Source organism: Cupriavidus basilensis (genome assembly GCF_008801925.2).
Classification (GTDB): Bacteria; Pseudomonadota; Gammaproteobacteria; order Burkholderiales; family Burkholderiaceae; genus Cupriavidus; species Cupriavidus basilensis.
The window spans coordinates 3933794-3948891 of record NZ_CP062803.1; the positions used below are offsets into that span (position 1 = coordinate 3933794).

Annotated in this window: 10 protein-coding genes; 6 read left to right on the top strand and 4 right to left on the bottom strand. The window is 68.0% G+C overall.

Annotation, left to right across the window (positions count from 1 at the left end; all coding sequences use genetic code 11):
- Positions 1-140 precede the first annotated feature (140 nt).
- The 3 genes from F7R26_RS18065 to F7R26_RS18075 all read left to right on the top strand — a co-directional run bounded on the left by F7R26_RS18065 (position 141) and on the right by F7R26_RS18075 (position 2202).
- Positions 141-1157 (top strand): Bug family tripartite tricarboxylate transporter substrate binding protein, encoded by a 1017-nt coding sequence (locus tag F7R26_RS18065; protein WP_150986797.1) that lies wholly within the window; start codon positions 141-143, stop codon positions 1155-1157.
- Between the two features lie 68 nt (positions 1158-1225).
- Positions 1226-1744 carry a MarR family winged helix-turn-helix transcriptional regulator gene (locus F7R26_RS18070; protein WP_150986796.1) on the top strand — a complete coding sequence of 173 codons (519 nt, stop codon included), beginning with the start codon at positions 1226-1228 and terminating at the stop codon, positions 1742-1744.
- Positions 1741-2202, top strand: coding sequence for a hypothetical protein (locus F7R26_RS18075; RefSeq protein ID WP_150986795.1), 462 nt, complete (start codon positions 1741-1743; stop codon positions 2200-2202). The genes F7R26_RS18070 and F7R26_RS18075 overlap by 4 nt, the downstream gene beginning before the upstream one ends.
- A gap of 82 nt (positions 2203-2284) precedes the next feature.
- Here F7R26_RS18075 and F7R26_RS18080 read toward each other — a convergent pair whose 3' ends face one another.
- Complete coding sequence (locus tag F7R26_RS18080) at positions 2285-3967, bottom strand: long-chain fatty acid--CoA ligase (RefSeq protein ID WP_150986794.1); 1683 nt, start codon at positions 3965-3967, stop codon at positions 2285-2287.
- Positions 3968-4165: 198 nt separating this feature from the next.
- Positions 4166-4831, bottom strand: coding sequence for a TetR/AcrR family transcriptional regulator (locus tag F7R26_RS18085; protein ID WP_150986793.1), 666 nt, complete (start codon positions 4829-4831; stop codon positions 4166-4168).
- 216 nt (positions 4832-5047) lie between these two features.
- On the opposite strand from F7R26_RS18085, the gene F7R26_RS18090 reads away from it, so the two are divergent.
- From F7R26_RS18090 to F7R26_RS18100, 3 genes are read left to right on the top strand one after another with little or no spacing between them, the layout of a single operon-like run.
- On the top strand, positions 5048-6778 hold the full coding sequence (locus F7R26_RS18090) for an AMP-binding protein (protein WP_150986792.1): 1731 nt from the start codon (positions 5048-5050) through the stop codon (positions 6776-6778).
- A gap of 51 nt (positions 6779-6829) precedes the next feature.
- Positions 6830-10159, top strand: a complete 3330-nt coding sequence (locus tag F7R26_RS18095; protein ID WP_150986791.1) for an acetyl-CoA carboxylase family protein — start codon at positions 6830-6832, stop codon at positions 10157-10159.
- A gap of 20 nt (positions 10160-10179) precedes the next feature.
- On the top strand, positions 10180-11523 hold the full coding sequence (locus F7R26_RS18100) for a branched-chain amino acid ABC transporter substrate-binding protein (RefSeq protein WP_150986790.1): 1344 nt from the start codon (positions 10180-10182) through the stop codon (positions 11521-11523).
- 20 nt (positions 11524-11543) lie between these two features.
- Here F7R26_RS18100 and F7R26_RS18105 read toward each other — a convergent pair whose 3' ends face one another.
- Positions 11544-12737: an aminopeptidase gene (locus tag F7R26_RS18105; RefSeq protein WP_193692091.1), complete on the bottom strand. Its 1194-nt coding sequence runs from the start codon at positions 12735-12737 to the stop codon at positions 11544-11546.
- Between the two features lie 5 nt (positions 12738-12742).
- Complete coding sequence (locus F7R26_RS18110) at positions 12743-14863, bottom strand: molybdopterin-containing oxidoreductase family protein (RefSeq protein WP_150993197.1); 2121 nt, start codon at positions 14861-14863, stop codon at positions 12743-12745.
- Between the last annotated feature and the right edge of the window lie 235 nt (positions 14864-15098).

Genomic DNA, 15098 nt, shown 5'->3' on the forward strand with positions numbered 1-15098 from the left:
CCTCTCGGTCCTAGGGCATCACCTTATCGGCACATTGTTATGCCGACACTACAATGCAGCAGCCTTTCGGACGTATCGGCGATGCGTACCACGCCATCGCGCCGTCCAGCAAAAAACGCAGGCACCCATCAGGAGACCCCATGCACCGCACCCGCCGCCGCGCGACCCACAGGCTGCTTGCCACCCTCGCCGCTGCCTGCCTTGGCCCCCTCGCCTGGCAAGCGCCCGCGCAAGCCGCGGACCCCTACCCCAACAAGCCGATCCGCCTGGTGGTGCCGTTCCCCGCCGGCGGCACGACCGACATCCTGGCGCGCGCAGTCGCCGCCGAGCTGTCCAAGCTCCAGGGCTGGAACGTAGTCGTCGACAACCGGCCGGGCGCGGGCGGCAACATCGGCACCGACATGGTCGCCAAGGCCGCGCCGGACGGCTACACGCTGCTGATGGGCACGGTCGGCACGCATGGCATCAACCAGTCTCTGTACGGCAAGCTGCCGTTCGACCCGGTCAAGGACTTCACCCCCATCACCGAGGTGGCCTCGGTGCCCAATGTGCTGGTGGTCAACCCCGCCTTCGCGCAGCAAAACCGCATCAACAGCGTCACCGACCTGATCGCCTATGCGCGCGCCAATCCCGGCAAGCTCAATATGGCGTCGAGCGGCAACGGTACCTCGATCCACCTGGCAGGGGAGCTGTTCAAGACCCAGACCCGTACCTTCATGGTGCACTTCCCCTACAAGGGCAGCGGCCCGGCCCTGACCGACCTGGCCGGCGGCACCATGCAGCTCATGTTCGACAACCTGCCCTCGTCGATGGCGCTGATCAAGAGCGGCAAGCTCAAGGCGCTGGCGGTCACCAGCGCCAAACCCTCGCCGGCGCTGCCGGGCGTGCCAACGGTGGCAGAGGCGGCCCGCCTGCCCGGCTTCGAGGCCAGTTCCTGGTTCGGCTTGCTGGCGCCCGCCGGCACGCCGCATGAGATCGTTGCGCGCGTCCAGCAGGAAGTCGCGCGCGCGCTGGGCACGCCGGCCATGCGGGAAAAGATGCTGGCCCAGGGCGCCGACCCGGTCGGCAACACGCCGGAGCAGTTCGCCGCCTTTATCCGCGCCGAGCTCACCAAGTGGGCCAAGGTGGTCAAGGACTCGGGCGCCAAGGTGGATTGAGGCGAGCACCGGCCCGTGGCGGCATGCAAGCGCATATACTTGAGGCATCAAACAACCAGCGTGCCGCGATGCCCACCCCACCTGCCGCCGAGGCCCCGCCCAAGGCCGGCGCCGAAGAAGCGCCGGTCGATCTCGAAACCAGCGCCGATGATAACGCCCACGACGCCCTGCGCCTGTGGCTGCGCCTGCTGACCTGCACCAATCTCGTCGAAGCCGACATCCGCTCCCGGCTGCGCCAGGATTTCGCCTGCACCCTGCCGCGCTTTGACCTGATGTCCCAGCTCGACCGCCATCCGGAGGGCCTGAAGATGGGCGAGCTATCGCGCCGCATGATGGTCACCGGCGGCAACGTCACCGGCATCACGGACCAGCTCCAGCAAGAAGGCCTGGTCTCGCGCGAGGCTTTGCCGAGCGATCGCCGCGCTTACCTGATCCGGCTCACGCCGGCCGGGCGCACCGCGTTTTCCAAGATGGCGCGCGCGCACGAAGACTGGATCGAGCAATTGTTCGGCGGCCTGCCCCAGACCGACCGGCGCGCCCTGTTCCGCTTGCTGGGCCGGCTCAAGACCGGGCTGGTGAGCGCATGAACGCTGCCGCCCGCTCGGGACCGGGCACGCTTTGCGTGTTGCTTATGACGCTGCTCCTCGCGGCTTGCCAGAGCACGCCGCCGGGACCCGAGGTGTCACCGCTCAACGTCACCATCAAACTAGGGCGCATCGGCGCAAAGACGCTGGTGGGCCAGGTCGACATGCCGGAAAACGGTGCGGTGGGCACCGCCGTGGGCGTTGGCGGCGGCGCATGGAACGGCGGTGGCTGGAGCGGCGCAGGCGTTGGCTTTGCCGTCGACCTGAACACGTTGTTACGCCCGCAGCCGCGGCCGCGCATGGACCTGTTCCAGTACACGGTGGCGCCACTGGATGGCGGCGGCGGCAACGTCATCGTCAATGGCCCTGCGGCGCCTGGCCTGGAGCCCGGCGCCTGCGTGCGGATGGTCTATCCCGACGGCGCCCCCGAGCCGCTGCTCATGCCCTCGCGGGAATGCTGACGCGCCCCGCTGAATGAAAAACGGCCTCCCTTGCGGGAGGCCGTTCTTGCTGCGGCGTGCGTGGCTTTCTAGCGCTCTTCGCTCAGGCCGCCTTGCGGCTGTCGCGCAGCTCGCGGCGCAGGATCTTGCCCACATTGGTCTTAGGCAACTCGCTGCGGAACTCCACGAACTTGGGCCGCTTGTAGCCGGTCAGGCGCTCTTTGCAGAAGGCGATCAGCTCGGCTTCTGTCAGCGCGGGATCCTTGCGGACCACGTACAGCTTGACCACTTCGCCCGAATGCTCGTCGGGCACGCCCACCGCTGCCACCTCCAGCACGCCCGGGCACTCCGCAGCCACGCCTTCGACCTCGTTCGGGTACACGTTGAAGCCGGACACCAGGATCATGTCCTTCTTGCGGTCGACGATCTTGGTGTAGCCGCGCGCGTCCATCACACCGATGTCGCCGGACTTGAAGAAGCCGTCGGCCGTCATGACCTTGGCGGTCTCGTCCGGGCGATTCCAGTAGCCGGCCATCACCTGCGGGCCACGGATGCAGATCTCGCCAGCCTGGCCGAGCGGCACGTCCGCGCCGTCGTCGTCGCGAATGGCGATGTCGGTCGATGGCAGCGGCAGGCCGATGGTGCCGGAGAACGCGTCGGAATCAGTGGGGTTGCAGGTCGCCGAAGGCGAGGTCTCCGACAAGCCGTAGCCCTCGATGATCGGGCAGCCCGTCCTGGCCAGCCACTTCTTGGCCACCGCTTCCTGCACCGCCATGCCCCCGCCGTTGGCCACGCGCAAGCCGGAGAAGTCGACCTTGTCGATATCCGGGCTGTTGATCAGCGCGTTGTATAGCGTATTGACCGCCGGGAACATGTTGAACTTGTACTTCTGCAGCTCCTTGATGAAGCCGGGGATATCACGCGGATTGGGAATCAGCACGCTCAGGCCACCGCTGCGCATGCCCAGCAGGCAGCAGACCGTCAGCGCGAAGATGTGATACAGCGGCAGCGCCGTAATGGTGATCACCTGGTCGATCGGTGCGCCCTTGGCCAGCGCCGGCTGCATCCAGGCTTCGGACTGCAGTACGTTGGAGACGATGTTCCGGTGCAGCAGCACGGCGCCCTTGGACACGCCAGTAGTGCCACCGGTGTACTGCAGGAAGGCAATGTCGTCCGGACCCGTGGTGGCGGGCTGCAACTGCATGCCGCGCCCCTCTGCCAGCACGGCGTTGAAGCGCACGCAGTTGGGCAGCTCCCACGCCGGCACCATCTTCTTGACGTTGCGCACCACGAAATTGACGATCGCGCCCTTGAGGCCGCCCAGCAGGTCGCCCATGCTGGCCACCACCACATGCTTGACCGGCGTGGCAGGCAGCACTTGCTGCAGCGTGGTGGCGAAGTTCTCGAGGATGACAATGGCTTCGGCGCCGCTGTCCTTGAGTTGATGCTCGAGTTCGCGCGGGGTGTAGAGCGGATTGACGTTGACGACGACAAAGCCGGCACGCAGCACCGCGGCCAGCACCACCGGATACTGCAGCACGTTGGGCATCATGATGGCCACGCGCGCGCCCGGCTTGAGCCCGCGCGACTGCAGCCACGCCGCGAATTGCCGCGACATGCGGTCGAGTTCGCCGTAGGTGATCGACTTGTCCATGCACACAAAGGCACGGCGATCAGCATAGGTGCGGAAGGATGCCTCGAGCAATTCGGCCAGCGAGCGGAACTCACTGCTATCGATCTCGGCAGGCACGCCGGCCGGGTAATGCTTCAGCCACAGTCTTTCCATGCACCGTCTCCTGATTTTCTGAATGGTCGTTCGATTTTCGACAGATGCTAAACGCGCGACCCGGTTAAGACAACACGTTAGATGAAGTCCTCTGGGCCTTCCCTGCTGTCTGACGTGAAGTTTAGCGCACAGTTCAGCCCGGACTGGGGAATTCCCCTAGCGGCTTGCGCCAGGCTGCTACGAAAAGCCTTGCCGAAGTCAGGCGTCCACCGGCAACACCATCTTCATCATGCTCGTGGCCAGCTCTTGCGCCAGCGCCTGTGCCTCCATGCGTTCAGGCTGGTGCCAGGTGTACATGAAGCCAACCACGCTGCCGATCGCATGCGCGGTCACACGCGCGTCGCCATAGCTGAACACGCCCGTGCGCTTGCCTTCCTCCAGCAGCGCATAGAGGTCGCGGTAGAAGGCGCGCGCCATATTGCCCAGCCACGTCACCGTTTCCGGCCGCAGGTACTGGTTATCGCGAAAGCTGAGCGTGGCGGGCACGTAGCAGGCAATGCAACGCCGCGCCATTTCCAGCAGGCAGGCATGCAGGCGCTCGCGCACCGGCAGGGCCGGATCGGCGGTCTCGCGGATGACCGGCAGGCAGGTCTGCGCGGACTCGCGGCACAAGATGTCGAAGATCTCGTACTTGTCGGTGAAGTAGTAGTACACCGCCGGCTTGGTCACGCCCAGCGCGCGGCACAGGTCGTTCATCGTCATGCCGGGATAGCCCTTGGTATAGAAGAGCTGGGCAGCGGCATCGAGGATCTGGCGGCGGCGCGCTTCCTGCCGCTCGGCGATATGCGAGCGGGCAGGTGCGGCGTCCGGAGCGATCTCCGGAGCGGCCTCGGCGGCGGAAGCGGTTTTCTGTGCAGTCGGCATGACGCGATTCTCGCATGGCGCCGCGGCTGGAAGGCCCGGCAGTCCGTTTTGGCGTTGACCCGCTCCCCCTGAACCTGGATTCACGCGGGCGGCACCTGGCTTGACGCATGACGGCAATGCCAATACGATCATACCCAAGGGTAAACAAATATACCAAAGAGTAAATTTCGCCAACCCAAGCCGGCTTGGCGGCCCATCAGCAAGGAGACACCGCCAATGGACGAAACGACCTACCTGGCCGACATGCATGCGCGCTGGCAGCGCGCATGGCCCGAGCGCACCCCGCGCACGCCGCAATATCCGCTGGGGCGCCAGCCGCTCACGGACATGCTGCGCCACTGGGGCTGCACCCGGCCGGACCGCCCCGCGGTGATCTTCTACGGCCACGAAACCAGCTACGCGGAACTGGACGCGCAGAGCGACCGCTGCGCCGCGCTGCTGGCAGCACACGGCATCGGCACAGGCGACCGCGTGGCGGTGCTGATGCCGAACTGCCCGCAGTTCCACATCGTGTTCTTCGGCATCCTCAAGCTGGGCGCCGTGTACGTGCCGATCAGCCCGCTCTCGCAACGCGCCGAGTTGCAGCACGCGCTCACCGACAGCACGCCGCGCGCGCTGATCGCGCTGGACCAGTTGGTGCCGCTGGTGCACGAAACGCGCGCCGCGCTGGGCGCGCAGGATCCGCTCGCCCTGCTGTTTTCGACCAGCTTTGCCGATGTGATTCCCGCCGAGCCCACGCTGCCGCTGCCGCCCATGGTGCAGGCCCCGCGCCATGACTGCGAAGCGGACGGCCATGTCATCGACCTGCTGTCCGCGATGGCGGCGTGCACGCACGCAGCCCCTGCCACACCGGCCTCGCTCGATGCCGTGGCCGCGCTCAACTACACCGGCGGCACCACCGGCCTGCCCAAGGGCTGCATCCACACCCAGGGCGATATGGTGGACATGGCGGCCGCGTTCGGCGCGGTCTCGCTCGACATCGCCGACGACAGCGTCATGCTGGGCTTCTTCCCTGAGTTCTGGATCGCGGGCGAAAACCTCTGCCTGATCTTCCCCGCCTTCTTCGGCATCCCACTGGTGCTGCTGGCGCGCTGGGATCCCGAGACCTTCATGGCGGCAGTGCAGCGCTACCGGGTCACCAACGCGTCGATGCTGGTGGACAACGCGGTGGAGGTGATGGAGCACCCGCGCGCGGCGCAGTACGCATTGCGCTCGCTGCGCTACGTGGGCGTATCGTCCTTCGTCAAGAAGCTCAACCTGCCTTATCGCCGCGCGTGGCAGGCGCTGACCGGCTCGGTCATTGCCGAGACCGCCTGGGGCATGACCGAGACGCAAACCTGCAACACCTTTGCCTACGGCATGCAGGACGATGACCTGGACCTGCGCGCCCAGCCCATCTTTGTCGGCCTGCCCGTGCCGGGCACCGAGTTCAAGATCTGCGACTTCACCAGCGGCGAGCTGCTGCCGCCGGGTGCCGAGGGCGAGCTGTGCGTGCGCACGCCGACCCTGCTCAAAGGCTACTGGAACAAACCCGACGCCACGCGCGAATCGCTACGCAACGGCTGGTTCCACACCGGCGACATTGGCCTGATCGACGAGCACGGCTATCTGCACTACCTTGGCCGGCGCAAGGAGATGCTCAAGGTCAACGGCATGAGCGTGTTCCCGGCCGAGATCGAGGCGCTGCTGGGCCAGCATCCGGCCATTCTCGGCTCGGCGGTGCTGGGCCGCGCGGATGAGGACCGGGGCCAGTTGCCGGTGGCCTTTGTCATGCTCAAGCCCGAAGCCATCGGCACGGTGGACAACGCCGCGCTGGTGCAATGGTGCCGCGCCAACATGGCCGTCTACAAGGTGCCGCTGGTGCATATTGTCGACGCCCTGCCGCTGACCGCCACGGGCAAGGTGCGCAAGCAGGACCTGGCGCCGCTGGCCGAGCAGCTTGGCTGATCCCGCGACGCCCCCCCCTATGAAATCCGCCACATTCACCTTCTTCGCCTCATGACGTTGCGCAAGCTACTGATCGCCAATCGCGGTGAAATCGCCATCCGCATCGCCCGCGCCGCCGCGGCCATGGGCCTGGAAAGCGTGGCCCTTTTTAGCGAGGACGATCGCGACGCCCTCCACGTGCGCAAGGCCGATGGCGCGGTGGCCCTGCCTGGCACCGGCCCGCGCGCCTACCTCGATATCGCGCAGGTCGTGGACGCCGCGCGCCGCAGTGGCTGCGACGTGGTCCACCCGGGTTACGGCCTGCTGTCCGAGAACGCGGAATTTGCCCAGGCCTGCCTGGATGCCGGCCTGGCCTTTGTCGGCCCCGCACCCGATGTGCTGCGCCTGTTCGGCGACAAGGCGCGCGCGCGCGCGCTGGCGCACGAGTGCGACGTGCCGGTGGTGCCGGGCTCCACCGGGCCGACAACGCTGGAGGCGACGCACGCGTTCTTTGCCTCGCTGCAAGCACCGGGCAAGGCGGCCGGCATGATGATCAAGGCGCTGGCCGGCGGCGGCGGGCGCGGCATGCGCGCGGTGCACGCGGCAGCGGACATCGACGAGGCTTATGCCCGCTGCGTCTCCGAGGCCACGGCTGCGTTCGGCAACGGCGCCGTCTACGTGGAGCGCATCGTGCATGCGCCGCGCCATATCGAGATCCAGGTGGTGGCAGATGCGGCCGGCGGCGTGATCGCCCTGGGCGAGCGCGAATGCAGCCTGCAGCGCAGGCACCAGAAACTGGTTGAAGTGGCGCCCAGCCCTTCGCTCGATGCAGGCATGCGAGCGCGCCTGGCCCAGGCCGCGATCACGCTGGCGCGCGCCAGCGCCTATCGCGGCATCGGCACCTTTGAGTTCCTGCTGGGTGCGGATGGTGCGGATGGCGAGTTCTGGTTCATGGAGGCCAACCCGCGCCTGCAGGTGGAGCACACCGTCACGGAAATGGTGACCGGCGTGGACCTGGTCCAGGTACAGCTGGCCATTGCCGCCGGGCAGGATCTCGGCCACCTCGGGCTGGCGCAAGCGCCCGCGCCGCGCGGCATCGCGGTGCAGTTGCGCATCAACGCCGAGCACCTCGACGCGCAGGGCCAGTTGCGCCCCGCCAGCGGCCGTATCGATGCCTACGAGCCGCCCAGCGGCCCCGGCGTGCGCGTCGATGGCGCGGGCTATGCCGGCATGACGGTCAATCCGCGTTTCGACTCGCTGCTGGCCAAGCTGATCGTGCATGAGCCCGGCGGCAACTACGCGCGCGCGCTGGCCCAGGCTTATCGGGCGCTGTGCGAGTTCCGCATCGAGGGCATCGACACCAACCGCAGGCTGCTGCAGGACCTGCTGCTGCGCGACGATGTGCGGCGCAACGCAGTCCACACGCAGTACCTGGACGCGGCGCTGCCGGCCCTCGCGGCGCAGTCGCAGGGCAGCGATCCCGGTCATCCGGCGCTGCATGCAGTGGCCGCGCCCAGCAGCGCGCAAGCGCTCGCATCCACGCTGCCGGACGACCTGCCCGACGATGCCGAGTTGCTCAGCGCACCCATGGATGGCGCGCTGGCAGCGGTCCAGGTGCGCCCCGGCGAGCGCGTGCGGCGCGGCCAATCGCTGGCCATCATCGAAGCCATGAAGATGGAACACCCGCTGGAAGCGCCGGGCGCGGGCGAAGTGCTGCGCGTGCTGGCCGCGCCCGGCGACGTGCTGCGCGCGGGCGCGCCGGTGATCGTGCTGTCGCTGGATGAAGGCGGCCATCATGGAGCGCGGGACAGCGCCACCGTGGACCCCGCCCATATCCGCGCGGACCTGCGCGACGCCCTGGCCCGCCACGCGCTCACGCAGGACGCGGCCCGCCCGCAGGCGGTGGACAAGCACCATGCCCGCGGCGGGCGCACCGCGCGCGAGAACATCGCCCAGCTGTGCGATGCAGGCACGTTCATCGAGTACGGCGCGCTCGCCATCGCCGCGCAACGCCAGCGCCGCAGCGTGGAAGACCTGGAGCGCGCGACGCCGGCCGACGGCATCGTCACCGGCATTGGCACCGTCAATGCCGAACGCTTCCCGGCCAAGGATGCGCGCTGCATGGTGCTGGCGTACGACTACACGGTGCTGGCCGGCACCCAGGGCTTCTACGGCCACAAGAAGCTGGACCGCATGCTGGCGCTGGCGCGCCAGTGGCGCCTGCCGGTGGTGCTGTTCGCCGAAGGCGGCGGCGGGCGGCCCGGAGACACCGACACCCCGGTGGTGGCCGGGCTGGATTGCACGTCCTTCATCCAGTTCGCGCGGCTGTCCGGCCAGGTGCCGCTGGTGGGCATCGTCTCCGGGCGCTGCTTTGCCGGCAATGCCGCGCTGCTAGGCTGCGCCGACGTGATCATCGCCACGCGCAACGCCACCATCGGCATGGGCGGCCCGGCCATGATCGAAGGCGGCGGCCTCGGCGTGTTCGCTCCGGAGGAAGTCGGCCCGGTGAGCGTGCAAGCACCCAACGGCGTGATCGACGTGCTGGTCGACGACGAGATAGCGGCGGTGGAGACGGCGCGCCGCTATCTGTCCTATTTCCAGGGCGACCTGCCCGACTGGGAGGCCGGCGACGCGCGCGCGCTGCGCCACCTGATTCCCGAGAACCGGCTGCGCAGCTACGATATGCGCGGGGTGCTCGCAGCGCTGGCCGATCACGACTCCGTGCTGGAACTGCGCGCCGCCTTTGGCGCGGGCATCATCACCGCGCTGATCCGGATCGAGGGCCGCGCCTTCGGCTGCATCGCCAACAACCCGCGGCACCTGGGCGGCGCCATCGATGCCGCGGCCGCCGACAAGGCCGCGCGCTTCATGCAGTTGTGCGATGCGCACGGCTTGCCCATCGTCTCGCTGTGCGACACGCCCGGCTTCATGGTGGGACCGGAGGCGGAAAAGACCGCCACGGTGCGCCACGTCTCGCGCTTGTTCGTGACCGCCGGCGCGCTGCGCGTACCCTTCTTCACCGTGGTGCTGCGCAAGGGCTATGGCCTGGGCGCGCAAGCCATGGCGGGCGGCAGCTTCAGCGCGCCGTTCTTTACCGTAGCCTGGCCCAGCGGCGAGTTCGGCGCGATGGGCATCGAGGGCTCGATCCGGCTGGGCTTTCGCAAGGAACTCGAAGCGGTGGCCGACCCGGACGAGCGCGAAGCCTTGTTTGCGCGCATGATCGAGGGCGCCTACCAGCGTGGCCGAGCGCTTAATATGGCTAGCCACCTGGAAATCGACGCCGTCATCGACCCGGCCGACACACGCCACTGGCTGCTGCGCGGCCTGGCCTCGGCGCTCCCGGCGTCGGCCGCGGGCGATACGCCGGCGGCCGGATCGCGCCGTTTCATCGACACGTGGTGACAAGCAGAAGGAGAGGATCGATGTCCCATGACTTGAGGCACGCGCCACGCGCCGCCGCCCGGATCGCCGCGCTGGCGCGCGGCGTGTTCATGCGCAGTGTCGCCGTTGCCGCGCTCGCGCTGGTCGGCGGGCTGCCGCTACAGGCCCAGGAAAAAGCGCAGGAAAAAACGCAGGACAGCGCCGCCGCGCCCATCAAGGTGGCGTTCATCGACCAGTTGTCCGGGCCGCTGGCCAACGTGGGCCAGATCTTCCAGGCCAACCTGAAGTTCGCGCTCGACGACGCCAACGCCCAGGGCGGCGTGCTCGGGCGCAACTACGCGCTGGTGAGCTACGACAACAAGCTTTCTGCGCAGGAAAGCCTCATCGCGCTGCAAAGCGCGATCGACGCCGGCGTGCACGTGGTGTTCACCGGCGCATCTGGCTCGCCGGTGGTTACGGCGCTGGTGGAGGCCGTCAACCGGCACAACGAGCGCAACCCCGGGCAGCGCGTGCTGATCATGAACTACGCCTCGCTCGACCCCGACCTGACGGGCGCGCGCTGCAGCTTCTGGCACTTCGCCACCGAGGCGAACACGGCGATGAAAATGCGCGCGCTGGCCAATTTCGCGCGCGAGCAAAAGGGCATGCGCAAGGTCTACCTGCTCAACCAGGATTACACCCAGGGCCGCATCTGGGCAGCACTGGGCCGGCAGATGATCGCGGGAGCGCGACCCGACGTGCAGTTCGTCGGCGAGGCGCTGCACCCGCTGGCGCGAGTCAAGGACTTCGCGCCGTACATGAGCCGGATCAAGGAAAGCGGCGCCGATACCGTGGTCACGGGCAACTGGGGCCAGGACCTCAGCCTGCTGATCAAGGCAGGCGGCGAGGCCGGCTATGAACTGAACTACCTGAACCACAGTGGCGGCGGCGCGCCCGGCACCGTGCTGGCCGTGTCGCAGGCAAAGAACGCGCACCTGACCTGGGTGGCCGAGTACCTGCCCAACGGCGACGATCCAGTGCTGGCAGCGCTGGCGGCGCGGGTCAGGCAAACCCCGGCGGGCGAGTACTTCGCCCCGCGCGTGCTGATCGCCGTGCAAATACTCAGCGAGGCGATTCGCCGCGCCAGATCCGACGACCCGACCAGCATCGCGTTTGCGCTCGAGGGCATGCAGTACCGCTCGCCCGTTGGCGACGTGCTGATGCGCAAGAGCGATCACCAGTTGCTGCTGCCGCAGGTGGTCTCGACCGTCGCGCCGGTGGACGGCAAGACCGTCAAGGTTGGCGTGGAAGGCACGCAGTACGGCTTCCGCCTCGACAGCACGACGGCAGGGGGAGACCTGAATCTGCCGTCGGTCTGCCGGATGAAGCGCCCAACGGGCACCTAAACGGGCACCTAGTCAGTCCATCAAGGCTTGGCACCCGCCGCGGGCGCGGATGGCGTGTCGGGCGCGCCGCTGGCGCGTGCCGCGCCGATCGCGGCCCCTACCGCGGTCCCGCTCTCGCCGGCGGTCAGCGCATCGGCGCCGCTGGCCGGCGGCGCCAGCTGGCGCAGGCGGGCATCGCGTTCGGCGCGCGGCAGATCGCCGATGCGCCGGACCTCGGCATAGAACGCCGTCCAGTCGCCACCGTTTTGCGCAAGGAGCACCGTGAAAGCCGGCACCCATTGCTGGTAGGTTGCCACCGCGGCAAGCTGCGCATTGGTCAGCGGCCGCTCGAACCAGCGATCGTAGCCGCTGTAGCCGCCCCACTCTTCCTTGAGCTTCGCATAACGCGCACGCAGGCCGGCGAAGATTTCCGCCTTGCCCGCGCGCTTGGCATCGTCTGACAGGGGGGAGTGATAGAGCGCATCGAGCCGATCGCGCGTGTCGAGCAGCATCGCGCGAAATTGCTGGCGGCGCAGGTCGTACTGGCGGTAGCTGGCACGGGCATCGGGCGAGGCCGCCAGCGCCAGCCAGCGCTCCACCCCGGCCGTTTCCACTGCGGTGGCAAATGACTCGTTGAAGGTGGTGTCATTGCGCACATAGACCACCTGGTGCGCCAGTTCGTGGAAGATCAGCCGTGCCAGCTCGCCTTCGGGCTGATAGACAAAGGTATTGAGCAGCGGGTCGTCGAAATAGCCCAGCGTGGAATACGCCGGGATGCCGGCGACATACGGCTCCAGGCCCTCCTTGCGCAGACTCTGCGCATAGCCGTCGGCATCCGCCTGCGCGTAATAGCCGCGGTAGCTTATGCAGCCCACCACCAGGAAGCACCACTTGTGCAGTTCCATCGACAGCTCGGGGGTGGCGAACACGCTCCACACCACATACGACCGGTGCAGGTTGGCGTAGCGCCGGTAGCTGCCGTTGTCCGGCAGCTTCAGCTCATGCGAGGCGAAATCGCGGATGGTGCCGGCGAGAGCCAGGCGCTGAGCCAGCCGCGTATCCTTGGCTTGCTGCGCCGCGGCAATGGCGTCGGGCAATGGCCGGGAATCTGCCATCACCCCAAGGTGGCCGCCGATCGACTGCGCGTAGTAGCCGACCGTGTCGCAGCCGGACAGCAGCGCGGCAAGCCCCAGTGCAGCCAGGGCTTGAAGCGTGCGTGCCGGGCGCAGGTTCATGGTGGCTAGGCGGTGGCAGTGGCAGTGGCAGGGGCGGCGGCCGGTGCAGCTTCCACCTGCACCAGGCAATCGTAGAACACCGGCGCGCGGCCCAGGTCGGTCAGCCGCTGGCTGGTGAGCTCGTTGGCGTTCTTGCCATCCGGCGCCAGCTTCTTCCACCAGATCGACAGCCCCACCACCAGCCCGCGCCGGGCCCGGTCGGTCACGCGGGCACGCGCCAGCATGCTGCCGCGGTCGTTGAAGGCGCGCACCATGCTGCCACTGGCGATGCCACGCGGGGCGGCGTCATCAGGATGGATGTCCAGGTGCGGCTCGCCTTCGGTGGCGCGCAGGCTGTCGACGTTGACGAACGAGCTGTTGAGGAAATTGCGCGCCGGCGGCGAGATCATCGCCAGCGGATAGCGCGCAGCCAGTTCCGGCGCGGTCGCGGGGGTCTCGTACGGGGGCACGTAGTCGGGCAAGGGATCGAGGCCATCGCGGCGCATGATCTCCGAGTAGAACTCGCACTTGCCGGACGCCGTGGCAAAGCCGCCCTCGGCGAGCGGCGCCGCCGGCAGGTTGAGCTTTTGCCAGCCCTGTGCCTTGAGCGACTCCCAACTGATGCCTGCCGCGCGCGGGTCCGTGGCCACGATGGCCTGGGCGGCGATATCTTCGTCGCTATCGGCAAAGCACGGCTCGGCAAAGCCCATGCGCTGGGCCAGGCGGCGGAAGATCTCGGTGTTGGGCACGGCCTCGCCCAGCGGCGCGATGGCCTGGTTGTTGGCCAGGAAGTACGTATGGCCGTAGGCCTTGTGCACATCCACGTGCTCGAGCTGGGTGGTGGCCGGCAGCAGGATGTCGGCATAGTCAGCCGTATCGGTGCGGAACTGCTCCAGCACCACGGTGAACAGGTCCTCACGCGCGAAACCTTCGGCCACCTTGGTCGACTGCGGCGCCACCGCCACCGGGTTGCTGTTGTAGACCACCAGCGCCTCGATCTTCGGGTTGCCCGCGCCATCGCCGGCATCCAGCAGCGCGTCACCGATGGTGCTCATGTTGATCGTGCGCGGCAGCGCCGGCAGGCCCGGCAGCAGGTCCGGGCGCTGCAGCGCCAGGTTGTCCACCGGGAAGAAGCCCGACGTGGACAGCTGCAGGCCCCCGGCCGCGTGGCGCCAGGCCCCCACCAGCGACGGCAGGCAGGCCACAGCGCGCACCGCCTGGCCGCCGCCGTGCGAACGCTGCATGCCATAGTTCAGGCGGATCGCCACCGGCTGGCGCTCGCGCACCGCGAGTTGCCCGTAGAGGCCGGCCAGCCATTCGATGTCGTCCACACTGACGCCGCAAATCTCGGCCGCGCGCTGCGGGGTGTAGGCCTGGGCACGCTCGCGCAGTGCCTCGAAGCCCACCGTGTGGCTCGCGATGTACTCAAAGTCGAGCAGGTCGTCGCGCATCAGCACGTGCATCATCGCCAGCGCCAGCGCGCCGTCGGTGCCGGGCATCAAGGCGATGTGGCGATGGCATTTCTCGGCAGTCAGCGAGCGGTACGGGTCGATCGCCACCAGGGTGGCGCCACGCCGCTTGGCTTGCTGCACCCGCGTCCAGAAATGCAGGTTGGAGGCGATGGGGTTGCCGCCCCAGATGATGATGAGCTTGGCATCGGGCACATGCTCGATATCCATGCCGATGCTGGCGCCATAGGTGTAGCGCAGCGCGGTGGCACCGGCGCTGGCGCAGATCGTGCGGTCAAGCAGCGAGGCGCCCAGCTTGTGAAAGAAGCGCGCCGCCATGCTCTCGCCCTGCACCAGCCCCATGGTGCCGGCATAGCTGTACGGCAGGATGGCCTGCGGGTCGCGCGCGGCGATGGCAGACAAGCGGGTGGCCACGGTGTCCAGCGCCTCGTCCCAGGAAATCGGCTCGAACTTGCCTTCGCCCTTGCGCCCGACCCGCTTCATCGGCGTCAACAGGCGGTCAGGGTGGTAAGTGCGCTCCGTGTAGCGCGAGACCTTGGTGCACAGCACGCCCTGGGTGCCGGGATGGTCGGGATCTCCCGCTACCTTGGTTGCGCGGCCGTCTTCGACGGTGACGAGCAACGCACAGGTATCAGGACAATCGTGCGGGCAAGCGGCACGGACGATGCGGGAAGCCATGGATTCTCCTGGCAAGCGATTGGGGACGGGCGGCGCGACTGCCTTGGGGCAGCATCCACTGGGGCGGCTGAGCGACCACACGCGGCGGGACCTGGTCACCGTGCAGGCAAGGCCGTTGCCGGACTTGCCTGGTGGCATCGCGTGTTGTATGCCGGCGTCGCCCCGACGGGCGCCGCCGGGGGAAATTGTTAGGCTCCGATTGTATTCGATTATGATAGCCCGACGCTGCGCCAGG

Coding starts and splice junctions, on each gene's coding strand:
- F7R26_RS18080 (WP_150986794.1), bottom strand. CDS start 3,967: ATGGAAAGACTGTGGCTGAAGCATTACCCGGCCGGCGTGCCTGCCGAG.
- F7R26_RS18110 (WP_150993197.1), bottom strand. CDS start 14,863: ATGGCTTCCCGCATCGTCCGTGCCGCTTGCCCGCACGATTGTCCTGAT.
- F7R26_RS18100 (WP_150986790.1), top strand. CDS start 10,180: ATGTCCCATGACTTGAGGCACGCGCCACGCGCCGCCGCCCGGATCGCC.
- F7R26_RS18085 (WP_150986793.1), bottom strand. CDS start 4,831: ATGCCGACTGCACAGAAAACCGCTTCCGCCGCCGAGGCCGCTCCGGAG.
- F7R26_RS18095 (WP_150986791.1), top strand. CDS start 6,830: ATGACGTTGCGCAAGCTACTGATCGCCAATCGCGGTGAAATCGCCATC.
- F7R26_RS18065 (WP_150986797.1), top strand. CDS start 141: ATGCACCGCACCCGCCGCCGCGCGACCCACAGGCTGCTTGCCACCCTC.
- F7R26_RS18105 (WP_193692091.1), bottom strand. CDS start 12,737: ATGAACCTGCGCCCGGCACGCACGCTTCAAGCCCTGGCTGCACTGGGG.
- F7R26_RS18070 (WP_150986796.1), top strand. CDS start 1,226: ATGCCCACCCCACCTGCCGCCGAGGCCCCGCCCAAGGCCGGCGCCGAA.
- F7R26_RS18075 (WP_150986795.1), top strand. CDS start 1,741: ATGAACGCTGCCGCCCGCTCGGGACCGGGCACGCTTTGCGTGTTGCTT.
- F7R26_RS18090 (WP_150986792.1), top strand. CDS start 5,048: ATGGACGAAACGACCTACCTGGCCGACATGCATGCGCGCTGGCAGCGC.